Origin of the sequence: Desulfosalsimonas propionicica (assembly GCF_013761005.1) — a bacterium.
GTDB classification, from domain to species: domain Bacteria; phylum Desulfobacterota; class Desulfobacteria; order Desulfobacterales; family Desulfosalsimonadaceae; genus Desulfosalsimonas; species Desulfosalsimonas propionicica.
This window is the reverse complement of record NZ_JACDUS010000002.1, coordinates 402515-427632: the sequence shown is the minus strand read 5'-3', so window position 1 is coordinate 427632 and position 25118 is coordinate 402515. Positions and strand designations below refer to the sequence as shown.

At 54.9% G+C, this 25118-nt stretch carries 22 protein-coding genes; 15 read left to right on the top strand and 7 right to left on the bottom strand.

Going from position 1 to position 25118, the window contains the following annotated elements; all coding sequences use genetic code 11:
• Positions 1 to 144: 144 nt before the first annotated feature.
• From HNR65_RS05250 to HNR65_RS05205, 10 genes are all read left to right on the top strand, one after another.
• A complete protein-coding gene (locus tag HNR65_RS05250; RefSeq protein WP_181550409.1) occupies positions 145 to 1101 on the top strand; it encodes a 3'-5' exoribonuclease YhaM family protein in 957 nt (318 codons plus the stop codon).
• Between the two features lie 20 nt (positions 1102 to 1121).
• Positions 1122 to 1769 (top strand): dTMP kinase, encoded by a 648-nt coding sequence (gene tmk, locus HNR65_RS05245; RefSeq protein ID WP_181550408.1) that lies wholly within the window; start codon positions 1122 to 1124, stop codon positions 1767 to 1769.
• 41 nt (positions 1770 to 1810) lie between these two features.
• Positions 1811 to 4111: a cysteine--tRNA ligase gene (cysS, locus tag HNR65_RS05240; RefSeq protein ID WP_181550407.1), complete on the top strand. Its 2301-nt coding sequence runs from the start codon at positions 1811 to 1813 to the stop codon at positions 4109 to 4111.
• Positions 4108 to 4944: a hypothetical protein gene (locus tag HNR65_RS05235; RefSeq protein WP_181550406.1), complete on the top strand. Its 837-nt coding sequence runs from the start codon at positions 4108 to 4110 to the stop codon at positions 4942 to 4944. The genes cysS and HNR65_RS05235 overlap by 4 nt, the downstream gene beginning before the upstream one ends.
• Positions 4945 to 5080: 136 nt before the next feature.
• On the top strand, positions 5081 to 5269 hold the full coding sequence (locus HNR65_RS05230) for a ferredoxin (RefSeq protein WP_181550405.1): 189 nt from the start codon (positions 5081 to 5083) through the stop codon (positions 5267 to 5269).
• A gap of 140 nt (positions 5270 to 5409) precedes the next feature.
• The gene (locus tag HNR65_RS05225; protein ID WP_181550404.1) at positions 5410 to 6687 is read left to right on the top strand and encodes a nickel pincer cofactor-dependent isomerase, group 22; all 1278 of its coding nucleotides are present in this window, start codon (positions 5410 to 5412) and stop codon (positions 6685 to 6687) included.
• A gap of 2 nt (positions 6688 to 6689) precedes the next feature.
• Positions 6690 to 7208: a methylated-DNA--[protein]-cysteine S-methyltransferase gene (locus HNR65_RS05220; RefSeq protein WP_181550403.1), complete on the top strand. Its 519-nt coding sequence runs from the start codon at positions 6690 to 6692 to the stop codon at positions 7206 to 7208.
• A gap of 19 nt (positions 7209 to 7227) precedes the next feature.
• A complete protein-coding gene (locus HNR65_RS05215) occupies positions 7228 to 7560 on the top strand; it encodes a hypothetical protein (protein ID WP_181550402.1) in 333 nt (110 codons plus the stop codon).
• Between the two features lie 50 nt (positions 7561 to 7610).
• Positions 7611 to 9257 carry a ribonuclease J gene (locus HNR65_RS05210; RefSeq protein WP_181550401.1) on the top strand — a complete coding sequence of 549 codons (1647 nt, stop codon included), beginning with the start codon at positions 7611 to 7613 and terminating at the stop codon, positions 9255 to 9257.
• 3 nt (positions 9258 to 9260) lie between these two features.
• Complete coding sequence (locus HNR65_RS05205) at positions 9261 to 11615, top strand: DNA translocase FtsK (RefSeq protein ID WP_232364657.1); 2355 nt, start codon at positions 9261 to 9263, stop codon at positions 11613 to 11615.
• Between the two features lie 8 nt (positions 11616 to 11623).
• Here the strand turns inward: HNR65_RS05205 and HNR65_RS05200 are convergent, their stop codons facing one another.
• Positions 11624 to 14575, bottom strand: a complete 2952-nt coding sequence (locus tag HNR65_RS05200) for a hypothetical protein (protein WP_181550400.1) — start codon at positions 14573 to 14575, stop codon at positions 11624 to 11626.
• A gap of 24 nt (positions 14576 to 14599) precedes the next feature.
• Positions 14600 to 17263: a UPF0182 family protein gene (locus HNR65_RS05195; RefSeq protein WP_181550399.1), complete on the bottom strand. Its 2664-nt coding sequence runs from the start codon at positions 17261 to 17263 to the stop codon at positions 14600 to 14602.
• A gap of 155 nt (positions 17264 to 17418) precedes the next feature.
• Here HNR65_RS05195 and HNR65_RS05190 point away from each other — a divergent pair, with 155 nt between their 5' ends.
• From HNR65_RS05190 to HNR65_RS18330, 3 genes are all read left to right on the top strand, one after another.
• Positions 17419 to 17898, top strand: a complete 480-nt coding sequence (locus tag HNR65_RS05190) for a MerR family transcriptional regulator (RefSeq protein ID WP_181550398.1) — start codon at positions 17419 to 17421, stop codon at positions 17896 to 17898.
• A gap of 74 nt (positions 17899 to 17972) precedes the next feature.
• Positions 17973 to 18434, top strand: coding sequence for a glycine/sarcosine/betaine reductase selenoprotein B family protein (locus HNR65_RS18335; RefSeq protein ID WP_181550397.1), 462 nt, complete (start codon positions 17973 to 17975; stop codon positions 18432 to 18434).
• 18 nt (positions 18435 to 18452) lie between these two features.
• On the top strand, positions 18453 to 19187 hold the full coding sequence (locus tag HNR65_RS18330; protein WP_181550396.1) for a hypothetical protein: 735 nt from the start codon (positions 18453 to 18455) through the stop codon (positions 19185 to 19187).
• Between the two features lie 28 nt (positions 19188 to 19215).
• Here HNR65_RS18330 and queC read toward each other — a convergent pair whose 3' ends face one another.
• Genes queC through HNR65_RS05155 form a run of 5 tightly spaced genes read right to left on the bottom strand, consistent with a single transcriptional unit; the run spans position 19216 to position 23311 of the window.
• Positions 19216 to 19920, bottom strand: a complete 705-nt coding sequence (queC, locus tag HNR65_RS05175; protein ID WP_181550395.1) for a 7-cyano-7-deazaguanine synthase QueC — start codon at positions 19918 to 19920, stop codon at positions 19216 to 19218.
• Between the two features lie 18 nt (positions 19921 to 19938).
• Entirely contained in the window at positions 19939 to 20592 is a 654-nt protein-coding gene (locus HNR65_RS05170; RefSeq protein ID WP_181550394.1) for a radical SAM protein, read from the bottom strand.
• Between the two features lie 17 nt (positions 20593 to 20609).
• Positions 20610 to 21827 carry a mannose-6-phosphate isomerase, class I gene (gene manA, locus HNR65_RS05165; protein ID WP_181550393.1) on the bottom strand — a complete coding sequence of 406 codons (1218 nt, stop codon included), beginning with the start codon at positions 21825 to 21827 and terminating at the stop codon, positions 20610 to 20612.
• Positions 21820 to 23028, bottom strand: coding sequence for an aminopeptidase (locus tag HNR65_RS05160; protein ID WP_181550392.1), 1209 nt, complete (start codon positions 23026 to 23028; stop codon positions 21820 to 21822). The genes manA and HNR65_RS05160 overlap by 8 nt, the downstream gene beginning before the upstream one ends.
• A gap of 31 nt (positions 23029 to 23059) precedes the next feature.
• On the bottom strand, positions 23060 to 23311 hold the full coding sequence (locus HNR65_RS05155; protein ID WP_181550391.1) for a cytoplasmic protein: 252 nt from the start codon (positions 23309 to 23311) through the stop codon (positions 23060 to 23062).
• A gap of 112 nt (positions 23312 to 23423) precedes the next feature.
• On the opposite strand from HNR65_RS05155, the gene HNR65_RS05150 reads away from it, so the two are divergent.
• Positions 23424 to 24341 (top strand): alpha/beta fold hydrolase, encoded by a 918-nt coding sequence (locus tag HNR65_RS05150; RefSeq protein WP_181550390.1) that lies wholly within the window; start codon positions 23424 to 23426, stop codon positions 24339 to 24341.
• A 62-nt stretch (positions 24342 to 24403) separates the two neighbouring features.
• Positions 24404 to 25105, top strand: coding sequence for a LysM peptidoglycan-binding domain-containing protein (locus HNR65_RS05145; protein WP_181550389.1), 702 nt, complete (start codon positions 24404 to 24406; stop codon positions 25103 to 25105).
• Positions 25106 to 25118: the final 13 nt, after the last annotated feature.

Below are 25118 nucleotides of genomic sequence, written 5' to 3'. Positions count from 1 at the left end.
AAAGGGTTGTGGTCAGGTCTGATCCGAGCTTTTGAATAATACCTTGATGCACAGGTAAAATTCCAGTATAAAAAACCGAAAAATAAAAAATGTCAAGCCAATAGCTGGAAAAAATCCCGCCAATTCAGAAATGACAGGCATTTGATGAAAAAGTGGTTCGTCAGTCAGCTAAAATCCGGCCAGGCCGTGACCGAACTCTTTGTTCTGGCTGAAAAGACGCTGAGTCACAAAAAAGACGGGGCCCCGTATCTCAGTATTGCGTTATCGGATAAGACCGGGCGGGTCCGGGGCGTTGTATGGGACAACGTGGAGCAGATCGCCGATGCAGCTGCGGCCGGAGACGTGGTCCGTGTACAGGGCCATATCTCCGAATACCGGGGGGGACTGCAGGTGGTGGTCAAGGGGCTGGAGCCCGCTGAAACCGGTGCTGATCCCGCTGACTTTCTGCCCGCCACCCGGAGGAACCCGGAACAGATGCTTGAGCGGATCAAAGCTCTCGGGCAGGCTGTTTCCTCTGATGTGCTGCGGGGACTGCTCGATGCCTTCTGGAATGATGCCGGCTTTGTCGCACAGTTTAAACAAGCCCCTGCGGCCAAGAAAATGCATCATGCCTATATCGGCGGCCTGCTTGAGCACAGCCTGTCCCTGGCCCTGCTCGCAGACCGGGTGGCCGGTCATTACTCCGGCATTGACCGGGATCTGCTGATCACCGGTGCCATTCTGCATGACATTGGCAAAATCAATGAATTTGTATTTGATACAAACATTGATTATTCCAGCGAAGGCCGGCTTGTCAGCCATATTGTTATCGGGGTGGGGATGCTTGAAGAAAAAATCCGGCAGATCCCGGATTTTCCCAAGCAAACGGCGCTTCTGCTGCGGCACATGATGGTCAGCCATCACGGCAGCCGGGAACTGGGTTCCCCGGAACCGCCCAAAACCCTTGAAGCCGTATTGCTCAATTATCTTGATGAAATCGACGCCAAGATCAAAGGCATCCGTGAATTTATGGAAAGTCAGGATGCAGACGCCGAATGGACGGGCTATCACAAACCCCTGGAGCGGTTTTTTTTCCGGGGTACACCGGAAACCCAGGGCTGAAAAATACGGTTGCAGAATTTATGCTGATTACACTGGAAGGCATTGAAGGTTCCGGCAAGTCCACTCTGATTCCCGCCATGGTGGCCTATCTTGAGGACAGGGGGCACCATTGCGTGGTTACCCGGGAGCCGGGAGGCACGGAGGCGGGCCGGCAAATCCGGGCCATATTGCTTTCGCCGGGAAATGCCGGCCTGGATCCCATGGCCGAATTATTGCTCTACGAGGCCGACCGGGCCCAGCATGTCAGCCGGGTGATCCGGCCGGCCCTGCAACAGGGCAGCATTGTGATCTGCGACCGCTTCTGTGATTCAACCGTGGCTTACCAGGGTGCGGCCAGGGGCATTTCCGCAAAAGTTGTACGGGATTTGAATGAACTGGTTCTGGGCGGTGTTACGCCGGATCTGACTTTTTTGCTTGATCTTCCGGCCGAAATCGGATTATCCCGGGCATGGCGGCAGATCCAATCCGGGGACCGCCATACGCAGGAGACCCGGTTTGAGATGGAAACCATCCGGTTCCACGAAAAAGTCCGCCAGGGGTATCTGGACCTGGCGCGCGAAAATCCCGAACGCATCCGGGTGGTAGCAGCAGACGCTGCCCGGGAACAGGTGCGGGCGGCCATCATTGAACAACTTGCGCTCCGGCTTGCAGCCGATTTTCAGCCCTGATTTGCCCGCAGCCGGCAAGCGTGCCATAAGGACCCAAGCACATGCATTATTCCATACTCGATACCATCGGCAATACACCCATGGTGGAGATCCGGCGGTTAAACCCCAATCCGGCCGTCCGGATTCTTGCCAAGCTTGAATACGTCAATCCCGGCGGCTCCATCAAGGACCGGCCGGCCCTGGCCATGATCGAGGCCGGGGAACAGTCCGGGGAACTCACATCGGAAAAGACCGTTATTGAAGCCACCAGCGGCAACACCGGCATCGGCCTGGCCATGATCTGTGCGGTAAAGGGCTACCGGGTGATGCTGGCCATGTCCGATGCTGTGTCCCTTGAGCGCCGTAAGATTTTAGAGGCCCGGGGTGCAGAGATCTTTCTTACGCCCGGGCACCTGGGCACGGACGGGGCCATTGAAGAGGTCTATCGCCTGGTCCGCGAAGACCCGGACCGTTATTTCATGACCGACCAGTACAACAATCCCGCCAACTGGCAGGCCCATTATCAGGGCACTGCCGGAGAAATCATTGAGCAGACCGGCGGAAAAATATCGGCATTTGTGGCCACCATGGGCACCACCGGAACAGTGATGGGATGCGCCCGCAGGTTCCGGGAGTATGATCCGGACATCAGAATCATCGGGGTGGAGCCCTACCTGGGCCACAAACTCCAGGGCCTGAAAAATCTCAAGGAAGCCTATCGTCCTGAAATTTTTGAAAAAAAATGGCTGGATGAAAAGATCAACATTGATGATGAAGAAGCCTTTGAAATGACCCGGCGCCTGGCCCGGGAGGAGGGCCTGTTTGTGGGCATGAGCAGCGGGGCGGCCATGGTGATTGCCGCCCGGCAGGCCGCAGAGATGACAGAAGGCACCATTGTGGCCATTTTTGCCGACAGCGGGGAGCGATATCTGAGCACACCCCTGTTTTTGGTCAAGAAGAAGGCGGAAATTCATCTGTTCAACACCCTGACCCGGTCCAAGATGCCCTTTGACCCCATCCAAAAGGGACGGGTGTCCATGTACACCTGCGGGCCCACGGCCAACAAGTTTATTCATCTGGGCGAATGCCGCAGGTTCGTGTTTTCGGATCTGCTCTACAGGTATTTGCGCTACCGGGACCTGGATGTCAATCATGTGATGAACATCACGGACATGGATGACAAGACCATTCAGGGATCGGAAAGTGCAGGACAATCCCTTGTCGAATACACCCGTTATTATATCGATCGGTTCATGGCCGACCTGGAGGCTTTGAATATCGTTCCGGCCGATCATTTTCCAAGGGCCAGCGAGCACGTGGACGACATGGTTCGGGTTGCCACCGGACTCTATGACAAGGGTTTTGCCTATGAAAAGCTTCGGTCCCTTTATTTCAGCATCGGGTCTTTTTCCGAGTATGGGCAGTTATCCGGCATTGACATTGACAAAATCAAGCTCGGGGCCACGGTGGATTTGGACGAATACGAGAAAAACAACCCCAGGGATTTCACCCTGCTCAAACGTGCCCGGCTCTCCGAGCTCAAGCGCGGTATTTACGTCAAAACCCAGTGGGGCAACGTGCGCCCCTCCTGGCATATTCAGTGTGCGGCCATTTCCATGAAACACCTGGGCAAAACCTATGACATTCACACCAGCACCCGGGAACTGGTCTTCCCGCATCATGAAAATGAGCGGGCCATTGCCAAGGCGTTGACCGGGAAACCGCTTGCCCGCTACTGGGTCCACTGCGAACAGGTGCACGCCGGGCAAAACGGCACCCGGGCGCAGAAACAGGGGCTCCCCACCCTTGAAGATCTTCGGAATATGGGATACACGCCCAGGGATGTCCGCTTCTGGCTGATCACCGGCCATTACCGAAAGCCCCTGGAATATGGGCCGAAACGCCTGGATCAGGCCCAAAATGCCATCCGGCGCATTGACGCCTGCATCAAAGGCCTGCAGCAGGTTGACCAGGCCGGAAACGATGCGGCATCCACTGAGGAAATCGATCAGATTGCCTATGACATCCGGCAGGGATTGATCAATGCCATGGATGATGATTTGAACATGCCCCGGGCCATGGCGGCGATTTTTCGAAAAATTCGTCGGATCAACGCTCTGGTGTCTGAAAAACGACTCACCCGGGAGCAGGCAGATAAATTTTTAAACACGTTTGAAGACATCGACCAGGTGCTGGGCTTTTTTGACTTTACCCCCAAAACCCTTCCCCCGGAAATCGAGGCCCTGATCCGGGAGAGAAATCAGGCCCGGGCCCGGAAGGATTTTGCCCGGGCGGATGAAATCCGGCAGCAGCTTCAGCAAGCCGGTGTTGAAATCAAGGACGAAAAAATCGGAGACTCATGAATAAGATAACAACTGCATTTTTCCCGTTTACTTTTATTTCAGAAAGATGGGCGGACTGGACCTGTGCGCGCTTTGGCCCGCCAGTGGTCTATCAGCCTGCCGAGGGCGCGGCCCCGGCTTTCATGGAAGATCTTGACCGGCAGGAACGCATCATTTTGCGGCGCCCGGTGCATGGAGACGACCGGCATCTCACGGATCTGGCGCGGCAGTACCAGAACTGGGGGCAGGTGCACCAGAAACACGCTGCAGCGCTGAAGTCTTGTGCGGAAGCCGGGTTTTACAACCAGGAATTTGCCCGGGAAATCAGCACGGAAATTGTAAAGGGAGGCAAGGAGGAGCATACAGCCCCGGATCCGGTATTGATTGCCCGGCTGTTTTTGTTAATGGCCCAGGAATTTGACCGTCAGGCAGCGGAACTCGAAAATGACCTGGCTGCAACCGATCATACGGCACAACAGATGTTTGCCCGCATCCGGGGGCAGGGCGGTGCTTCCGGACCGGATTCCGGGTTTTCAGACAACAGGATCGGCTCCGGCGCTGCCGCCGGGCCTGAAGATCCGGGGGGATATATGCCCGAGGCCCGGATCCGCGCATGGCTCCGCCTGGCCGAACGGGATCCGGAGTGCCCGCAAATCTGGATTACATCCAGTCCGGCGGTGGTTTCCGCAGTTGATGAACATTTTGAAACCCTGTCAATTGCGGAACGACTGCCGGAAAACGTACAAGCCGCCTTTCCCGATCCGGCGGCAGGGGGTTTGCTTCCGGAAATGTCTTTTTACAAAATGCGCGATTCCGGCCGGATTATCGGGTTGCTGCCTGCTGCAGGGGCATGAAGCAAAAATTCGAATCATGACCCTTGACGCGATTATTTATTTGGTATAATGAGAAAAATCTTGCAACGCAAAAGCTGAAACCAAAGGCCCCATGATATATCATTATAATTTGAGACAATGAGAAAGGAGATTTGAAATGGCTTTTAATCCGATCGTTGACGCGGAAAAATGCGAAGGGTGCGAAGAGTGTGTGGAAGTATGCCCGGTGGAAGTCTTTGAAATCCAGGACGGCAAGTCCGTTCCTGTCAACGCCGAGGAATGCCTGGGATGTGAAAGCTGCATCGAGGTTTGCGAGCCCGGCGCCATCACCGTGGAAGAAATTTAAAATATAGCACAACCACTGATTTTGCCCCGGCCATGTTGTCATGGCCGGGGATTTTCCGCACCGGACACAGGTCCGGCACTGCCTTTTGACGATCTTGCAGTTTATCCTGCGCAACCCTTCATTGCAACCGCGAGATCCCATTGTATCCAAATTTTTTTCCACTGCCGGAAATGGCGCTTTATTATCAGGACCTGGCCAGCGCCGCGCTTCGGAATGCAGGACAGCAAACCCGTCTGGCCGCGGCCAGTCAGGTGCCCCCGTCTTTTTGCCTTAACGGAAAATCCATTGCCATAGCTGTTGGAAGCCGGCGCATTGACCGACTGGATACGGTCGTATCCGAACTGGTAGCATTTTTCCGTGAAAAAGGGGCAAAGCCCTTTATTGTCCCGGCCATGGGCAGCCACGGCGGAGCCTGTGCCGAGGGGCAGACCCGGGTGCTGGCCTCCCTGGGCATCACCGGGCAGGGGTTGGGCGTACCGGTATGTGCGGATATGAATACCCGCCGGATTGACAGAACCGACGACGGCCTGCCGCTTTATTTTTCCGCTGCTGCCCTGGATGCCGACTGGATTGTTCCGGTCAACCGGATCAAGCCCCACACCAAGTTTTCCGCCGTCATTGAAAGCGGGCTGTGCAAAATGCTGGTCATCGGCCTGGGCCTGGAGGCCGGTGCGGCGGCCTGCCATCGTTTTGCGGTCTCCCGCGGCTTTTCCTTCATTGAAACCGCGGCCGCGGTTGTGCTCAAAAAGTTGCCGATACTCTTCGGCCTAGCCCTGACGGAAAACGGATGCGGGAAATTGTATACCATTGAGGCCCTTGCCCCGGAGACACTGATCCACCGGGAAAAACAATTGCTGGCCCGTGCGCGGTCCATGATGGGAACAATTCCCTTTGACTGCCTGGATATCCTGGTGGTGGACCAAATTGGCAAGGAAATATCGGGTATTGGCATGGATTCCAATATCACAGGCCGGCACCGGGACATTGCCGGTGATTTTTCCGCTCCGCCTTGTCCGGGGCGGATTTTTGTGCGCGACCTTACCCGTGACAGCGATGGCAATGCAAACGGCATCGGACTGGCAGACGTTACCACCGCCCGGCTGGTCAAACGTATGGACCGGGAAAAAACCGCAGTAAACGCGGTTGCCGCCATATCACCGGAAAAAGCCGCCATCCCCGTGTATTTTGATACAGATTGGCAATGCATGCAGGTGTGCATACATACCGCAGGCATTGAAAATGGATCAGATGCCCGGATTGTGAGAATACGGGACACGACCTCCCTGCAATACATGGAAATATCGCGCTCTCTGCAGCCGGCTGCAAATGAGAAGGGAGGGTTAAAACAGGTTTCTTCCTGGCGGCCGTGGGATTTTGATGCAAACGGAAACCTTTTTGATTTTTATCCCGGGAACTGAGAATGCTGTGTTTTTCCGTTCACACCTGGATGGGAACAGTGTTCGTGGCCGCACAAACCCATCCCTTTGATCTGCAGAGGGTTTTTTTGCCGGGCCGGCCACAGGGACCGGGGTTATCCGGTTTGGGTTTCGATTTTCAGCAATGCCCCCCGGCCATGGCTGTGACAAAAATGATACATGACTATTTTGAATTTTGCCGGCCCATTGCAACTCCATGGCAATGGCTGAGCCCGGAGCGGCTGACCCCGTTGCAGCAGCAGGTGCTGCGCCTCACGGCAGAAATTCCCTGTGGACAGGTCCGGTCCTACCGTGATATTGCCGTAAAACTGGGAAAATCCGGTGCCGCCCGGTTTGTTGGCAACACCCTGGCAGCCAACCCGTGGCCCCTGCTGATTGCCTGTCACCGGGTGGTTCGCAGCAATGGCGAAACAGGCGGATTTGGCGGCGGATCGCTAATGAAAAAGAAACTCCTGGCTCATGAAGCCGGAAACAAAGATCCGGCGCTTGTGCATTCATATTGAATATGATAACGATACCAAAATGAAACAATACGTTATTGATCAACTTCGGGAACAGGACACGGAGGCGCTGGAAAACCATTTAAGACAGCAGTACGGACCGCCTGCTCTCGGCCGGGTGTACTGGGTTGCCCTGGATCCTGAATACCTTACCCCGGTGCAGGCGGCCCACGAGGACTGCCACCCCCTTTTTTTCGCCTTGCAGATCAAACCCGGCGCTTTTGCAGGCGAGTTTCTGGTGCGTACGCATCAGCGGGTGCGGTGCGACTGCATGGATTACGCCACTAAAGCACAGCGAAACTGGTTGATTGATCTGATGGACAGCATTGTCCGGCAACTCGGTATCCCTGTTTAACCTCCACGGATCAGTAAATCTTTACTGACCTGCAACGGATCTGCTTGATTATGCTGAAAATCATCCCTCTTGGCGGACTCGGAGAAATCGGCCTGAATATGATGGCCCTGGAATGCAGAGGCTCCATTGTGGTCATTGACGCAGGCCTGATGTTTCCGGAAGACTACATGCTGGGGGTGGATTATGTGATCCCGGACATGGGATATCTGTTTCAGAACAAAAACCGGGTCAGGGCCATTGTCCTGACCCATGCCCATGAAGATCATATAGGGGCCCTGCCGTATCTGCTCCGGGAAATCCAGGCGCCGGTCTACGGCACGGCCTTTACCCTGGGCATGGTCCGCCACAAGATAGAAGAGCACGGCCTGCTGGCCTCAGCCAGCCTCCACGAAATTCGGGCGGGCCAAAAGCTGGCAATTGCGCCTTTTTCCTTTTTATTTATCCGGGTCCATCACAGCGTGCTCGACGGGGTGGGCATGGCCATTGACACGCCATACGGCCTGATTGTGCACACCGGGGATTTCAAAATTTCCGATTCCACCATTGCCGGGCTGGAAACCGATATGGATTCCTTTGCCCGGTGCGGGGAAAAGGGGGTTTTGGCGCTTTTATCTGATTCCACGAACGTGGAAAGGGAAGGGCGCACCCCTTCGGATGCGCGGGTGCAAAAAAGTCTGGAAAACATTGTTGTCAACAGCCCGGGCCGGGTGATTGTTGCCCTGTTTGCCTCCAATGTATCCCGCATCCAGCAGGTTATCAATATCATCAAGTCCGGCCGGCGAAAGATTTTGTTCAACGGCAGAAGCATTGAGCTCAGTGTCCGGATTGCCCGGGATTTGAACCTGCTCCATGTCCCGGAGGGTATGGAGATTTTTCTTGAGGATATCGACGCCTACCCTGAGGAAGAGGTGATGATTCTCACCACCGGAAGTCAGGGCGAGCCCATGTCTGCCCTGGCACGCATGTCCACCGGCATTCACAAACAGATCAAGGTCAAGCCCGGCGACACGGTGGTGCTGTCCTCCAAGTTCATCCCGGGAAACGAAAAAGCCATTGCCAAGATCATCAACAACCTCTTTCGCAGGGGCGCCAATGTGATTTATGAAAAAATCTCCGACATCCACGTGTCCGGCCACGCCTTTCGCGACGAGCTCAAAATGATGATCGAAACCGTGCGTCCCAGGTATTTCATTCCCATCCACGGTGAATACCGGCATCTCTACCACCATTCCCAGCTGGCGGCTGAATGCGGTATTGCCAGGGATCATGTGCTGCTGGCCGAGGACGGCGACGTGGTTGTGTTTGAGGAACGCGGCGCCCGGATCAGCGAGCGGATCCCGACAAGCCGGGTACTGGTGGATGGCAAGGGCATTGGCGATGTGGGCCGGCTGGTGTTAAAAGAAAGGCGTCTGCTTTCCGAAGAGGGAATGGTGGCGGTGACCATGGCCATTGACGAGGATACCGGGTTTGTGATTTACGGCCCGGAAATTGTTTCCAAGGGATTTGTGTTTGAAACCGAAACCGGTCACATTATTGAAGACGCCAAGTGCGTTGTGCTCGAAATTGTTGATGATGCAGTGGATCTTCCCCATCCGGCCGATATCATCCGCCGCCGCCTGCCCGGGGCCCTCAGGGAGTACTTCAGTTTTACCATAAAGCGCCGGCCGGTAATATTGCCGTTTATCCTGGAGCTTTGATCCATGAAGCGGCTTTTTCAGGCAAACCCGGGATACCGGACCCTGCAGAAGGAAATTCTGGGAATCCTGTGTTTTTTTCTCGTGATTTTTTCTCTTGTGAGCCTGATGTCCTATCATCCGGCTGATCCCGGCTTTAACCATGCTGCGGACTGGCGGCAGGTGCATAATTTTTTCGGCGTGGCAGGGGCTTATGCTGCTGGCCTGATGCTGGATCTTTTCGGCGTGGGGGCCTTTTGGATTCCGGTTTTTTTGCTCATGGCCTCGCTTCGTTTCTATACCCACGACTCCGCCCTGTCTCCCTGGCTTATGGCATCCGGGGCAATTCTGCTCATTGTGGGCACCGGCGCGGTTTCTTCTCTGTTTAAAGACAGCTACCTGATTTTCCAGACTCCCTATCCGGCCGGTGGCATTCTTGGCTATCCAATGATGGCCGTATTTGAAAAATACGCCAACCGTTCCGGTGCCATGCTGATTTTTGCCGTCATGCTGGCTATCGGCTTTATCATGGCAACCGGAATTTCCCTGGTGGCGGTTTCCAGAAACGCATTTCGCCTGGTCATCCTTTTGGCAGACTGTATTCGGACGCGGATTCTGAAATTGCTTTCGGGTGCTGCGGGTCTATGCAAGGCCGTTGTCAACCGGTCAGGCCAGGGCGGTCAGAAAAAAAAGCCGGCTGCCGCCCCACGGGCGTATAAGCCCGAAAAAGCCAGCCAACCGGAACAACTTCCTGCGGCGGTGGCTTCAGCGGCGCCAAAACCGGAAGAAATGCCGGAAACCCGTAAAACCGGCGCAAAGGTCCCTGTTTTGGAAAAAACACCGGGCAAATCAGGTGACATCAAGATCCAGGCCCCGGCGCCGCCCGCCTTGGCACCCCAGCCCGCCTTCCGCCAGCAGGAGTTTGAATCCATGCAGGTCCAGCAGGAAGGGTTTCAATTGCCGCCCCTGGAGTTTCTTGAAGATGCGGAAAAAATCAAAGACGGGGTGGATCATGAGCATTTGCGGCAGCAGTCCGCCCTGTTGGAGCAGAAACTCCAGGATTTCGGAGTCCAGGGCAATGTTACCGAAGTGTTGCCCGGACCTGTGATCACCCGGTATGAATTCGCTCCTGCGCCCGGGGTGAAAATCAACAAGATTGTGAATCTTTCCGATGACCTGGCGCTTGCATTAAAGGCACTGAGCGTGCGCATTGTGGCCCCGATTCCCGGAAAAGCGGTTATTGGAATAGAAATTCCCAACAAGAAAAGGGAACTGGTGGGGTTTAAAGATATCATTGCCTCTTCAGTATACAAAAAATCCGCCTCCAGGCTGACCATTGCCCTTGGCAAGGACATTGTGGGTTATCCGGTTGTGGCCGATCTCGAAGGCATGCCGCACCTTTTGATTGCCGGGGCCACAGGAACGGGCAAAAGTGTTGCTTTAAACACCATGATAGCCAGCATTCTGTTTAAAGCCACCCCGGAGGAGGTCAAATTGATCATGATTGATCCCAAGCGTATTGAGCTGTCGAATTACGACGGTATCCCCCATTTGATCGCCCCTGTGGTCACAGACATGAAAAAGGCCACCAATTCGCTTTTCTGGGCTGTGCGGGAAATGGAGCGCCGCTATAAGCTGCTTTCTGAAAAAAAGGTCCGCAATATCAAGCAATACAATGCCCGGATTGAAAAGGAAAAACCCGAAGAGGGCCAGCCGCCGCCCTCGAAACTGCCCTATATCGTTGTCATCGTTGATGAGCTGGCCGACCTGATGATGGTTTCCTCCCGGGATGTGGAGGTCAGCCTCACCCGGCTGGCCCAAATGGCCCGGGCTGCAGGTATTCATTTAATTCTGGCCACCCAGCGGCCTTCAGTGGACGTGCTCACAGGCCTAATCAAGGCCAATTTTCCGACCCGCCTGTCTTTTCAGGTGTCCTCCAAGATCGATTCGCGCACCATCATCGATATCAACGGGGCGGAAAGCCTTCTTGGAAACGGGGATATGCTTTTTCTGCCCCCGGGTACGGCCAAGCTTCAGCGCATTCACGGAGCCTATGTGTCAGAAGACGAGGTCACCCGGGTGATTGAATTTCTGAAATCTCAGAAGGCACCGGAGTATGATCACGAGGTTATTGAGGCCCCTGAGGCCGACAAGCAGGAAAACGGGGAACAGGATTATGATGAGCGCTACGACGAGGCCGTAGCCCTTGTGACAAAGACCGGGCAGGCCTCGATTTCCATGGTGCAGCGGCATTTGCGTATCGGCTATAACCGGGCAGCGCGCATGATCGAGGTCATGGAAAAAGAAGGCGTTGTGGGACCCTCCGACGGGGTCAAGCCCCGGGAGGTACTGGTGCGAAACGATTATGATCATATGCCCTAAGCCGGCGATTATTGACCGGCAGAAGGCGGAGACAATTTTTCCATCAAAGACCACATGCGGTCAATGGGTGTGGCCAGCGGGCTGGCCAGGCTCTGGACTTCATAGTCGCCTATGGTCCCCCGGACCCTTGCCTGGAAAACCAGACGCCGGAACCAGTCAATGGTGTAGTGCTTGACCCAGTTGAGCACCGGAATTTTGTTTAAAATCCCGTTGGTTTTGGTGGTGGTAACCAGCAGGTCCATGTTTTGGTCTTTAAATGCCTTGTTGTTTTTCAAATCCACAAACCCGGCCACATGCATGGGTATTGTGCCGCCCAGAAGCAGCAGATCCTCGATATCCAGCCGGCCGCCGCTGATGCGAAAGGTGCCGTAGGCATCTGTGATGGGGCTTTGTGCAGGCATCTGCAGGTCCAGAACCCTGAACACCGAGGCCAGGACCGGGAATTGATACAATCGGCCCCGATCAATCTTGATCTCACCTGTACCTTCCATGGATTCAGGTTCAAACCCGGTGCCCCGCAGGTCAATCGTCCCCCGAAGACTGCCGGCAGGGGCATGGCGTCCGGTCACCCCGAATGCACCCACAAGGGTTTCCACGTCTATATGGGCCGGCATGATCCGGGCCTGCCACTTTCGGGAACCCGGCAGAACAGCCACGTTTTCAAAGGCTATAGAGCCGCCGTATGCACTGACTTTCATTTCCGGTATATCCAGGCGTTTCCGGTTTCCGGAAAACGTTGCAGACAGCCGGTCTGATTCAAACCGGCCCACGTTCACCCGGCTGAGTTCGGCAAAGCCTTCAAATGCAAACCCCTCTTTGTTGAGCCCGGAGATATCAGCCCGGATGCTGCCGCCGGCACTGCCGGAAACCGATGATTTCTCCGCCTCCAGGTGATGGATCACAGCCGTGATCCTGGCTGACGATGGGATTTTATTTTTTTTGTCAAAGACCAGGTCCGCCTGCAGTTCGCACTGTCCGGTCAGATCAAATTCCTTTAAAATCCGGGCATAGCGGCCGGGAAGGGCGTTGCGCAATGCCTGATTGACGGCAATGGTTTTGGATTCCAGCCGGAGATGGGACGTGTCTTTTCCATTTAAGGGAATAAATCCGTTTGCTTCAAATCCGGCATTGAAAAGATTTCCCCGGAAACCGGCAAGGCGGAGCCGGTCCCCGGCCAGGGCCAGATGCCCGTACCAGCTGTCTCCCACCCGGCCATGCTCCCGATGATGCATTGAAAGATCCCGCACATCCACGCTGGCCTCAATGCCCCTGAGCCGGTCAGAAGGTTTTGCCGCATCCGTGCGCCATTTTCTGGCGCGGAGTTCAAGATCATATTTTCCCTCAACCGACCAGGGCCCGGTTTTTACCCCGAGCCAGTCCAGGATTTCCGGCGTGACGGGCAGATGCCGGCCAAACAGGGTGAAATCAGCGCAAACCGGCTGTTTTAGGTAAAGCTGGGCATTTCCTTCCAAAGCTTTTCCGTAAAGACGGGCGCTGAGATTGTCCAGGCGGACAGTTTCTTCCCCGGTCCGCCACAGGATTGTGGCCGAGGGGGCCTGGAGCAAAAAAGGCAGATCCGGCAGCCGGGCGGTTCGGGCGTAAACCCCGAGATCCAGTTCCAGGTCCGGGCCGGCAAACACGATTTTTCCGTTTACCCCGGGGTTTTTCAGATTGAGTTTTTCCACAGCCTTTCGGATGGATTCAGGCAAAAGCCGGTCGATTTTTTTATCCGGCCGGATGTGGTCGAACTCTATTTCCATAAACGGCTTTTGGATGCCGGCCCTTTTGTCCCAGCCCAGGCTGCCCGAGGCCCGGATTCTGCCCCCGGAAGTCCGGCCCCGGCTTTGCCGGACATGGATGCGGCCGGGAAAGGTCATATCCACATCTGCGTCAATGGCATCCACCCGCGTGTTTAAACCCGGCAAAAATACAGAGCCGGATTCCACGGTCAGGTCGGCATCCCAGGCAAAACCCGCGCTTCGGTTCCAGCGGCCATTGAGCCGGCCCCGGAGTTTTCCATCCGTAATCCGGGGATGGAATTTTTTCGGCATGTCTTTGAATATGTCCAGCCGGTCGGCCAGAGACAGTTCCACCTCCCGAAGATCCGCATTGATCCAGGCGCGGCAAAGGCCGCTGTCGTCAAAATCCATGCCTGCAGAAGATATCTCAAAGCCGGTGTTGCCGGTTTCAAACCGTCCGCGGCTGAAAATCAGGCTTTGGGATGCATGGTCGTACCGGGCGGCGATTTTGCCAGTGACAGTCTGGTCAAGCGGCAGTTGGCGAAGCCGTGGAAATTTTTCCAGCAACGGCTCTGCCGGAAGGCCGGAGAGGGGATAGCCGGATATGGACAACTGCGCCGAAGCCCGGATCTGTCCGGGATCCACATTGATATGCGCTTTGATAAGGTTTTCATTGCCGTCAAAAGAACCCTGGGCGTCTATTTCCATTTGGCCGTTTCCCAGGCGGCGGGCGCTCAGGCGGCGGATATAAAAATCCTGTGGAAAATCCGGATGTTGGACCCGGATATTTCCGGAGATGATGCGAATATCCGGGAAACCCTGCTTTGGCTTGATTTTTTTCCGCAGAGCGGACAAAACCGGCAGTGCGGCAGGGGTTGCCGAAGTTTCCAGCTCCCGGATCCGGACGCCCGTGACCCGGTATTGCCCGGAAATGAGATCCTTGAGGGAATGGCGCACAGACAGGTCCTGGATTTCCAGGTGAAGATTCCCGGGCTGATCCGGATTTTCCGGCGAGGAAATCAGCAGGCGCTCCACCTGAGCACCGGAGAGAAAAGAAAAGCGCATGTTTTCCAGTACAACCCGGGCATCCGTTAAGCTGCTGATTTGTTTTTCCAGCCGGGGGGCCATGATCCTGCCCAGAACATAACCCGAAGCCTGAAATGCGGCAATCAGGCAAAATAACACCAAAACAGCGATCAGGGATTTACGGGGCAGTGGCATATCCCTTACCCGGCTTGTGAACTGTTAAAGGGTTTCATCTTCGGCCGGTTCTGTTTTTCCGGGTTCGCCGGCGGGCGTATCCGGTGATGATGGCGGGGGGCTTTGCTGGGTGGGATGCCCCGAACTGAGCATGCGCTCCCGGATCTGGTCAAAGGCCTTTTCAAGGGATACGTCCATGGCCACCACATCTCCCTGAGTGACAAGAAGCCGCTGGAGCTGGGGAATTTTCAGGTCTGAGGAAGCGCTCATGTAAACCGGCTGAATATAGAAGACCACGTCTGCAATGGGCAAAATAATCATCCGCCCCCGCTTGACCTCGGAGCCCACCTGATCCCACAGGGTGAACTGCTCGGCGATTTCCGTGTTCTGGTCGATTAAGGCGCTGATCTGGGACGGTCCGTATACCTGCTCGCCCTTGGGGAAGCTGTAGACATAAAATTTTCCGTACCGGTCACCGTCACAGCCGGCAATGACCATGGCACGGAGGTTGGGCCTGTTGTTGGGGGTCATGGGGGATATGAGCATAAATTCATGGTTGTCTTCTTCAATCAGGTCCAGGGTCAGGTAGTACGTCTGCATGGACTGGGAACCGATTTCGCGGATTTCCTCGGGCCGCTGGTGGGCAAATTCCCAGAGATCTTCTTCCTGGTAAAAGGTTTTGGGATCGGTCTGATGGTATTTGGTATAGATCTCCGCCTGGATTTCAAAAATATCCCTGGGATAGCGGATATGGGCACGCAGGTTTTCGGGCATTTCTTCCAGGGGTTTGAGCAGGCCCGGATACATCCGGTCATAGGCCTGCACCACGGGATCATCGGCATCTGCCATGTAATAGTCAATGGTGCCGTTGTAAGCATCCATGACAATTTTGATTGAATTGCGGATATAATTGTGCTCATTGTCAAAGGGCTCGGAATTGGGATAGCGCGCAGATCGGGTATAGGCGTCCATGAACCAGAACATCCCGTCTTCGGTGGCCACAAGATAGGGGTCATCATCGAGTTTGAAATACGGGGTCAGATGGCCCACAGCTTCCCGGATATTGCGGCGGAACAGGATCTTGCTGTCTTTTCCGGTCTTTGCGGTAAAAAAGATGTTGCGGTCCTTGAAGTAGATGGAAAGCAGCAGCTTGCGGAACATAGAGTTGACCTCAATGCCGGTGCTGCCGGCGTAATCGGTTGCAGCAAAGGAGTCGCCGTCCGGGTAATCGATTTCACCGGCGTCATTGGGCGCAATCGCGTACTCCAGAGATTCCTGGCCGAAATAGATGCCCGGCTTCGAGATCTCCAGGTCAAATTCGGATTCCGGCGGAATCCCGCGGATGAGCCATTTCATGAAGTGTTCCCCGCTCTGGGCCGCAGGAGTCATGGCCAGGCCGTAGCCATGGGTGTATTGCAGGTGCCGGTTGATCCAATTTTTGCCGGATCCGGGAAGCTTTTCCAGTTTTAGCTCCCGGGCCGCGAGATTGACCTGCTGGAGCTGGCCGTCGATTTCGTAGCGGTCCACGTCCACGCCGGTGAAATTGTAATAGGGCCGGATGCTCTGGAGCTGTTCATAAACGTCTTCCAGCAGGTACCGGTCCCATACCGGGATGTTTTCAATGTTGGCGCGGATGGCATCCGTGGTCTCCCCCCAGGGGATGCGGTCGACTTCCAGTTGACGGGTTGTGACATCGGAAAGTCCGTAGGCGGCCAGGGTGGCCTCAATGCTGTTTTCAATGTAAGGGGTCTGCCGGGACAGCTCATTGGGCAAAACAATGTATTTTTCCACCATCCCCTGTAAAAAAGTGGTGTTTCCCAGGGCAAATATCCCGGCAAAAACGGCGATCAGGCCGAGGGCCGGAAACAGGCCCCTGCGGAAATTCAAGTAGTACAGGGCTCCGGCTGCCGCGGCAGCCCAGCAGATCACCCCCGCCCAGATCAGGGGCAGGGTGATGTGCATTTCCGTAAACCCGGGTCCGTAAAACAGGGGCATGTGCTCAGTTGTAAAGACCAGGCCGTAGCGTTTGAGAAAAAACCCCCATCCAACCAAAACCGCCAGGATCAGGGCCATGATGTTTAAATGAATTCTGGCGCCCCTGGCCAGGGGCTGATCGGTTTTTGCCAGCATCCGGCGTTCGATGATGTAGAGCAGAAGGGAAGCTGCAGCCACAATGGCCACTGCGATCAACAGCCGCTGTTCCAGCAGCATATGGATGGGATAGGAAAACAGGTAAAAGCTGACATCAATACCAAAGGCCGGATCGGTTGTCCCGGCTTTGGGGCCGAACAGGAAAAACAGCAGTTCCTCCCATTTTTCAAAAACCGGCAGGGCCACGAATATGGAAAGCACCAGTGAAAGCGGGGTATAGATCTTCATTGAGCCGGTGCGAAACATCCGGGCCATGTCGTGGTAGCGACGGGTGCGTTTTTTGTCTTTTTTTTCTGCTTCGGCAGGCGATGTGCCAAGAAACCGGGAAGCCGCCCAGAAGTTGAGAAAAAATACCAGAAAGAAAAACAGGGTCACCCCGCCGAATACCAGGTACCGGTAAGAAATCCGCTGAAAAAAATACCACCCGTAGCCCAGGGAATCAAACCACCAGTAATCCACCAGGAAATCCAGGTACAGAAAGTAAAAGCCCACATAGGCAACAGCAAGGATGACAAGCACTGCCAGCAGACCCAGCAGCCAGGGTTTGGGTTTTTGCATTTATGTTCTCCTGCCCTGTTTTTTACGGGCCAATAAGGTTAAACCGGAGGGAGGCCTTTGTTTGATCCAAATATGACAGTCCTTGAAAGGGATGTCAACCAGCCGGACAAATTTTTGATTTGACAATAACGTAAAAGTATGGTTATTGTATAAAAATGGAAAACAACAAGTCTGAAAATCTTTGTCAGATCGGAGAGATTGCCAAAATGGCCGGCACCACCGTTCGCACTGTCCGCTATTACATGGAAGAGGGATTTATTGAACCGGCTGCCCGAAGCGCCGGGGGCTTTTACCTGTTTTTTCCCCAAGCGGCGGATACGGTTTTTTTTGTCCAAAAACTCAGGGATGCCGGTTTTGCCTTAAAACAGATCAGGGCCCTTTACGAGGCCCGCAAAAACGGCGCCACGGGCGATGAAGCAAGCAGCCGGGTCCTGGCCCTGCTCGAAGAACAAAAGCGCGCGGTTGAAAAAAAAATCGCCGATTATCAGAAACTGGAAGTCGAAATCCGTGAAGCCATGGATCTGGTAAGTCGATGTCAAGGGTGTGAACGGGCGCCAAACCGGGAAACCTGCCGGAAATGCAGCGTAGTGACCTCCAGAGAAAAACTGCCGCTGCCTTGCCAGGCCATCATATAAACACTGTGCAACAATGGCAGTAAATTTGGCCTGAAAATATACAGTTACGTAATTGTTCAAAAGAGGAGGACATAATGGCGCGACTTGAAAATTTGACTGAACCCATGCGCTCCCATATTGCCGATCTGCCTTGTCCGCAGTTTGATCACACGCCCTGGGTCAATGTCGGGGAACTGGCAAATCAGCGAATCGCGATGATTTCCACGGCCGGGCTTCATCGCCGGGGCGACCGGCCCTTTGGGGGAATGGACGGCGACTTTCGGGTGATCGACGGCACCAGTCAGGCAGAGGACCTGATCATGACGCATATTTCAACAAATTTTGACCGCACGGGTTTTCAGCAGGACTGGAACGTGGTTTTTCCCATTGACCGGCTCCGGCAGCTGGCTGATGAAAACCGCATCGGCAGTGTGGCTGATTTTCATTATTCTTTCATGGGCGCTGCCGCTCCCTCGAAAATGGCACCGTCAGCCGAAACTCTGGCCGGCTTGCTCAAAGGCGACAATGTGGATGCCGCCCTTTTGATCCCGGTTTGACCGTTTTGCACGCGCGCCGTGGGCGCGCTGGCCCATTACCTGGAAGCCCGGGGCATTGCCACTACCCAGATCAGCCTGATCCGGGAGCACACGGAAAAAATCCATCCCCCCCGCGCCCTGTGGGTGCCATTTGACCTGGGCCGCCCTCTGGGTGCGCCCGATGATCCGTCATTTCAGAAAAAAGTGTTGGTTTCGGCCCTGGAACTTTTAAATGCCCGGTCAGGTCCTGTTCTGGTTGATTTTTTAGAGGAAGCACCGGTTGGAGCAGATGATTCCGATGCGGCACAAGAGGCATGGTCCTGTCCAATCAGCTTCTCCGCCCCTGCGCAGGCTGAAACCGATCTGGAAAAACAGGTTTCCGCCCTTCGACGGGAAATGACAGAGCTGATGCCTTGGTACGACAAACGCCGCAAGGAGAAAAGCCGCACGGCTGTGGCCAATTTTGAACCGGATGCAGCCGCGGACCTGCTTTGTGATTATTTGCTGGATCAGTCCCCGGAGCCCGGGGATTCGGAAATGACCCTGGCTGTGGCCATCAGGCTTGCGGTTCAGGACCTGAAAACCTTTTATTACGAAGCGGCCAGCCATCAGCCGGGCACGACCCCGCCCACGAGCCGGGAGTTTGCCCGCTGGTTCTGGACACAGACCGCAGCGGGCCATCTGATCCGTTCGGTGAGCGAAAAATGCAAAACCGATCCGGACAAATCCCTTCAGATGACCGGCAAAGCGTTTCTGGTGCCTATGGGCTGGTGAGAAAGGCCGGATGCGGCCGGTTTGGTTTTTATTCCGGGTCTGGTGCATACAGCGTGGGGTCCGGGACCCCCGCATCCGCAAACCCCTTTTGCCGCAGCAGGCAGGAATCGCACCGGCCGCAGGCCAGGCCGCCGGGGGTAGGGTCATAGCAGGAGTGGGTCAGGCTGTAGTCCACACCTAGGGCCATGCCCTTTTGGATGATTTCCGATTTTTTCAGGTAAAGCAGGGGGGCATTGATGCGTACGACGATGTTTTCCTGGAGCGACATTTTGGTGGCCAGATTGGCCATGGCTTCAAAGGCTGCAAGATATTCAGGCCGGCAATCCGGATAGCCGGAGTAGTCCACTGCATTCACGCCGATAAAGATGTCGGCCGCCCGCCGGGCTTCAGCCCATGCCAGGGCAACGGAAAGAAAAATGGTGTTGCGCGCGGGCACGTAGGTGACCGGGATATCCGTTCCAGCCTGCCCGTCTGAGTTGCCGGGGGGCACCGCCAGATCCGAAGTCAGGGCAGAGCCGCCGATATCGCGCATGTCCAGACGCACCACGTGGTGTTCCTTTGCACCCAGGATCCGGGATATTCTTTCAGATGCCGCCAGTTCGTGATAATGGCGCTGGCCGTAGTCAAAGCTGAGCGTGTGGCAGCAAAATCCCTGCTGGCGGGCAACGGCAAGGGTGGTGGCCGAATCGAGCCCGCCGCTTAAAAGCACCACTGCCCGGGACTGGTCTTTCATTTTATATCTCCTGTAATTCTATATCCCGCGTTGTTCATTTGGCCACAGAATTTTGTGCAGCTGCAGGTGCAGCCGCACATCCAGTCGGTCTTCGAGAATCCAGGCCGCTGCAGTGGCCGGCGTAAGCCGGCCGGCAGCCGGAGAGATCAAAACCGGTACCGGCGGCCGGCCGGACCAGTAATGCCTGAGGATATGGCGGGCGTAATCATAGTCTTTGCGGTCACAGATCACAAATTTGACCTGGTCGTTTTTCTTGAGTCGGTTGAGGTTGTCAAAATCGGTTTTGCGGCTTTCTCCGCTTGCCGGGCATTTGATGTCCATAATTCGGGTGCATACATTCGGTACCATGTCAATGGAATAGGTGCCGTTTGTCTCAATCATCACCTCAAAGCCTTTTGCAAGCAGAGCTTCGGCCAGGGCCGGTGTGCCGGGCTGCATCAGGGGCTCGCCGCCGGTGATCTCCACCAGATCAACACCATAGGTCCCGACCTGGGAAAGAATTTGCGCTATGTCCATGAACCGCCCTTGTGTGTAGGCATAACCGGTGTCGCAATAGGTGCATCGCAGGTTGCATCCGGTCAGCCGCACAAAAACACAGGGCCTGCCCATAGAAAGGGATTCGCCCTGGACGCTGTAAAAAATTTCATTGACCCGAAGTTGATCCGCTTGCATTTGGCCGCCAAGGGAGTTCATTGCGGGACACCGGCTTTCCATATCTTCCCCCGACCGCTTATTTCATAAGTTCCCGCGGCTGCCGGCACGATCGCCGCCTGCCCCTGAGCAAGATCCAGGCAGGTATTTGTTTTGTTTTTGCGGATTTCCGCCTGACCGGCAAGGCAAAACAAAATATCAGCGCTGTGTTCGTTCGGAGAGCAATACCGGGTACCCGGGTCAAGGCTGATGACAGAAAGGCAGAATTCATCGGCCGGTGCTGAAAATCGCTGTTCTGCAGAATTTATTTTCTCCGGAGGTGCCGGATTTGGAAAGGATGGCGCAAATTCCAGCGTGTTGAAAAGCTCAGCCACATCCACGTGCTTGGCAGTGAGCCCGCCGCGCAGCACGTTGTCGGAATTGGCCATGATTTCCATACCTGTACCGTACAAATAGGCGTGCAGGATTCCCGGGGCCAGAAACACGGCCCGTCCCGGGGGAATTTCCAGAAGATTGAGACAAACCGGGGCCAGTACACCCGCATCCCCGGGATAGCTCTGGTGAAGCCTGTCAATCCAGTAGCCTTCAGGGGTATCGCTGGCCCTGGCGTTGGCCAGGGTTTCATGAATCACTTCAGCCCGGTATGATTTTTTTATGGTCATCAATTCATGGAAAAAACCCCTTATACCGGATGCATCCGGCTGGCTTTCCAGGGCCTGCAGCGGGCGATCCAGGCTTTTGGGGAAAAACCGGCGGCCAAGACTGCAGATTGTCTCCGGGCTGCGAAATCCAATCAGGGCGCCGAAAGGTTCGATGGCACAGATGAGCTCAGGCTTGGGCCAGGGATCCCGATAATTGCGGCAAGGGTCGCCAATGGGGATTTGCTGCTCATTTTCCCGGTTAAATCCTTCCCCGGCCTGCCGGGCACCCGGATGGGCCTGGATGGAAAGGGGCTGGCTGGCGGCCAAAACCTTAAACAAATAAGGCAAGGTGTTGCTGTATGCCGCTGCCGCGTCCGCGCCCAGAAAGGCCCGGGGATGCTCCCGGATCAGCTCGTTTAAAGGCATTTGCTGGCCATTGACATGGACCATGGAAGGTGCTTTGGGATGAGCCCCCATCCAGAGCTCGGCCCAGGGGGTGCGGTCATCTGGTTTTGCGGCCAGGATCTTCTGGATGGCCGTTGTCGAACCCCAGGCATATTTCTGGACCGGATTTTCCAGCAATAAGGGGCGGGTGAAAAAATCTGTTTTATCCATTGTGCTGAAACTGCCCGTTTTCATAGATCACTGTTTTTCCCCTGTCTGCAAGATGGGCGGTCACCCGTTTTTTTTCCGTATTGACCAGATCCCAGTGCAGGGCCGAATCATTGAAACCGAGCTGTTTTTTGGCATACGGAGTCAGGTTGGCGGGGTCTCCGGCATAGGTGTCGGAATAGGCGCTTCCCAAAGCGATGTGGCAGTTGCCGTAAGATCCCCCGTAATTTTCGTCATACAGGGTGTTGGCCATAAACCGGTCAATCTTGGAAAACCGCCGGTCTGTCAGGGAAAACTCCCCGACTTTGTCCGCGCCTGAATCCATTTGAAGCTGATTGCACAAAAAGGCCTCCCCGGTTTCGGCCCGGGCATGGATCACACGGCCCTTGTCAAATTCCAGACGGATGCCTTCCACACGGTTACCGCTGCGGTAAGTGGGCTGATCCGCCGTATACACCCCCCGGGTGCCGCGCCAGTCCGGGGACAGAAAGATTTCAAAGCTGGGAATATTATGGCCGGAAATCCCGATCCACTGCCGCATCTGGCCCGGGGTGATTTTCAGGTCCACTTTTTCGGACTCCACATGGAGACGCCTTATGGACAGCCGGTTTAACCATTGTTTGATGGATCGGGCCCGGCGAAAGACCGATTCCCACTGGGCCACCGGATCTTTACGGTTTAAAAAACAGGCTTTTATCACCTGACGGGTATAGTCCTCAATGGATATGCCCGCGTGATGGGCCAGTGCCGGGGTGGGGTACATGGCCAGGGTCCAGCTGAAATCACCGGTTTCCTCCCTGCGGTCAAGAATGTTTCGAAGCGGTTTTCTGGCTTTTGCAAATTTTGCAATGGATCCGGGATCAATATGGGACAAATGAGTAATGGATTCCGGGGCCAGCAGCACAATGCTGCCGTTTAGGTTCTCCAGCAATTCCTTTTCCCCGGGGGCGACAAAGGTCAGCTGACGGTTGTTTGCGATTTCATAAAATTTCTGTTCCATGGGGCAGGTCTGCATCATCCGCTGGATTGGATGCCGGCCGGCTTTGAGCAGTTTTTCGTACAATTTTTCTGCCAGGGGCAGGGCCGCGGGGTCATATCGCAGCAAAATGATATCGCTTTTTTTTCTGCGGCCGTGCCGGGCGGTTTTCAGGCCCCATAAAAGGATATCGGCATAACGTTCAATGTGCTGGCGTTTAAAGTTCATATCCATTTTTTCAGAATCTTATGTTTTTTGTTCAATGTTCTTCTTTAAGAAAAAGCCGATGGTATTCAGAATCCTTTAAGTGGGTTTTAAGCAGCCGGTTGATAAGATTGTAAACCTCTTCGATCTCCGCGTCACTCATTCTGCCGGCCAGGGTCCGGATCAGCTGATCATCGGAGAACATCTGCAAGTAGCAGATCAGGGTCTGCTCATCGGTGGGCCGGTCCCATCCAAAGGTAAGCAGATCTTCACAGGTTTCCACGAATTGATGGAAATATTTTTTCATTTGGCTTCCCCTGCAGGTTGATGGTAATCTGATACATTCATTTTTTGAAATTTTTATCATATTGGAAAACGTCGGCCGGGTCAAGCCGGCTCAAGCCTGTGTGGATGATTGCATGCACCCGGATGGTTCCTTTTTTACCACCCATGACGGTCTGAAAATCCGTTACGGCATCTGGCCCCCGAAATCGGCTTTGCCCCGGGCTTCAGTGGTTTATCTTTCCGGCCGGGCCGAGTTTCTGGAAAAAAACAGGGAAACCATCACAGGACTGCGGAAGCGGGGTTTTGCCGTATATTCATTTGACTGGCGGGGCCAGGGGCTTTCCTCCCGGATTCTGGACAACCCGCACAAAGGATATGTACGCAGTTTTGCCGATTATGGAAAAGACCTCAATGCATTTGTGACCCGGATTGCAAAGCCGGAGCCGGCTTTGCCCAAAATCCTGCTGGCCCATTCCATGGGCGGTAACATCGGCATGCAATTTCTGCGTGAAAGCCCCGGATTTTTTGACCGGGCCGCGTTGGTTTCACCCATGTTTGATATTCATACGTTTCCCTTTCCCCGGGGATTGACCCGAAAACTTGTGCAAAGGGCGGTTCGGGCCGGTCGCGCTGAGCGATATATTCCGGGTGCCGGTGATTATTCGTTTAAGCCCGGACGATTTCGGGGAAATGACCTGACCGGGGATCCGGAGCGGTTTTTGGATGAAATCCGGGAAGTGCGGAAAAATCCGGATCTGGCCCTTGGCGGCGTGACCTTCGGGTGGGCAGCTGCCGCGTTTGACGCCATTGATTGTCTGGCTGTCCCGGGTTATGTGGAGGCTGTCAAAACCCCGGTGCTTATGGCATCCGGGACCCGGGACCGGGTTGTGGACACCCGGTCCCACCAACGGATCTGCAGCCGCCTGCCCTGCTGCCGGCTTGTGAAAATCCAGGGCGCCAGACATGAAATCCTGAAAGAAACCGATGCCTGCCAGCAGGTGTTCTGGCAGGCCTTTGACCGATTTGCAGGCTGCAGTTTTATGGCTTTTTAAGGTACCATTTGAAAATCGGCTTTTTGCGAGTATATCAACTGTCAGATGAAAGGATAACCACCATGGACTACGGCAATGATTCCCGGTATGAAGGATATGAAGAAGCGCCCGAATCCCTGCTGCATCAGCAGCGGAAGCGTTTGCCGGCCGGGAGAAAGCTCGTGCTGATTCTTTTGGCCGGAGGCGGAGCAGCGATTTTTTTGATCCTGCTGATTTCCTTTTTTACCGGCGGGACGGATCAGCGTCAGGCGCAAACATCCCGAAAAAGTATCAATCTCGGTTCGGCGGAGCAACTGCCAAAAGCGGATGATTCATCCGGGAATCTGCGCCTGCAGGCGTCACTGGCGGATTTGCAATCCCGGGTTACCGCCAATCATGACCAGGTCATGGGAGGGGTGCAGCAGATCCAGGAGCAGCTTGAGGCGCAGACAGAAACTTTTCAATCCCTGACGAAACAAATCGAAGCCCTCAGCAAAAGGGCAAAGGAACTGGAAAGTGAAATGCAGGCTTCCGTGCAGGCGATCCAGGAGACACGGAGGGCTGCCGGATCTTCGCCGGCAGCCTCAAAACCCGAACCATCTCCTGAGCCGGCGGAAAAAAAGTCCGAAGCCGCTGACAGAAAGCAATACACGGTCCAGGACAACGATACCCTGTATTCCATTGCCCGAAATCATGATATAGAGCTTGAGACGCTGCTGGAGATAAACGGCCTGGATGAAAATTCCGTGATTCACCCCGGAGACAAACTGACTGTGTCTCCTTAAAATCAGAGCAGAA

Excerpts from the sequence above, each read along its gene's own strand:
- HNR65_RS05250 (WP_181550409.1), top strand. The coding sequence starts at position 145 with ATGAAAAAGTGGTTCGTCAGTCAGCTAAAATCCGGCCAGGCCGTGACC.
- tmk (WP_181550408.1), top strand. The coding sequence starts at position 1,122 with ATGCTGATTACACTGGAAGGCATTGAAGGTTCCGGCAAGTCCACTCTG.
- cysS (WP_181550407.1), top strand. The coding sequence starts at position 1,811 with ATGCATTATTCCATACTCGATACCATCGGCAATACACCCATGGTGGAG.
- HNR65_RS05235 (WP_181550406.1), top strand. The coding sequence starts at position 4,108 with ATGAATAAGATAACAACTGCATTTTTCCCGTTTACTTTTATTTCAGAA.
- HNR65_RS05230 (WP_181550405.1), top strand. The coding sequence starts at position 5,081 with ATGGCTTTTAATCCGATCGTTGACGCGGAAAAATGCGAAGGGTGCGAA.
- HNR65_RS05220 (WP_181550403.1), top strand. The coding sequence starts at position 6,690 with ATGCTGTGTTTTTCCGTTCACACCTGGATGGGAACAGTGTTCGTGGCC.
- HNR65_RS05215 (WP_181550402.1), top strand. The coding sequence starts at position 7,228 with ATGAAACAATACGTTATTGATCAACTTCGGGAACAGGACACGGAGGCG.
- HNR65_RS05210 (WP_181550401.1), top strand. The coding sequence starts at position 7,611 with ATGCTGAAAATCATCCCTCTTGGCGGACTCGGAGAAATCGGCCTGAAT.
- HNR65_RS05205 (WP_232364657.1), top strand. The coding sequence starts at position 9,261 with ATGAAGCGGCTTTTTCAGGCAAACCCGGGATACCGGACCCTGCAGAAG.
- HNR65_RS05200 (WP_181550400.1), bottom strand. The coding sequence starts at position 14,575 with ATGCCACTGCCCCGTAAATCCCTGATCGCTGTTTTGGTGTTATTTTGC.
- HNR65_RS05195 (WP_181550399.1), bottom strand. The coding sequence starts at position 17,263 with ATGCAAAAACCCAAACCCTGGCTGCTGGGTCTGCTGGCAGTGCTTGTC.
- HNR65_RS05190 (WP_181550398.1), top strand. The coding sequence starts at position 17,419 with ATGGAAAACAACAAGTCTGAAAATCTTTGTCAGATCGGAGAGATTGCC.
- HNR65_RS18335 (WP_181550397.1), top strand. The coding sequence starts at position 17,973 with ATGGCGCGACTTGAAAATTTGACTGAACCCATGCGCTCCCATATTGCC.
- queC (WP_181550395.1), bottom strand. The coding sequence starts at position 19,920 with ATGAAAGACCAGTCCCGGGCAGTGGTGCTTTTAAGCGGCGGGCTCGAT.
- HNR65_RS05170 (WP_181550394.1), bottom strand. The coding sequence starts at position 20,592 with ATGCAAGCGGATCAACTTCGGGTCAATGAAATTTTTTACAGCGTCCAG.
- manA (WP_181550393.1), bottom strand. The coding sequence starts at position 21,827 with ATGGATAAAACAGATTTTTTCACCCGCCCCTTATTGCTGGAAAATCCG.
- HNR65_RS05160 (WP_181550392.1), bottom strand. The coding sequence starts at position 23,028 with ATGAACTTTAAACGCCAGCACATTGAACGTTATGCCGATATCCTTTTA.
- HNR65_RS05155 (WP_181550391.1), bottom strand. The coding sequence starts at position 23,311 with ATGAAAAAATATTTCCATCAATTCGTGGAAACCTGTGAAGATCTGCTT.
- HNR65_RS05150 (WP_181550390.1), top strand. The coding sequence starts at position 23,424 with ATGCACCCGGATGGTTCCTTTTTTACCACCCATGACGGTCTGAAAATC.
- HNR65_RS05145 (WP_181550389.1), top strand. The coding sequence starts at position 24,404 with ATGGACTACGGCAATGATTCCCGGTATGAAGGATATGAAGAAGCGCCC.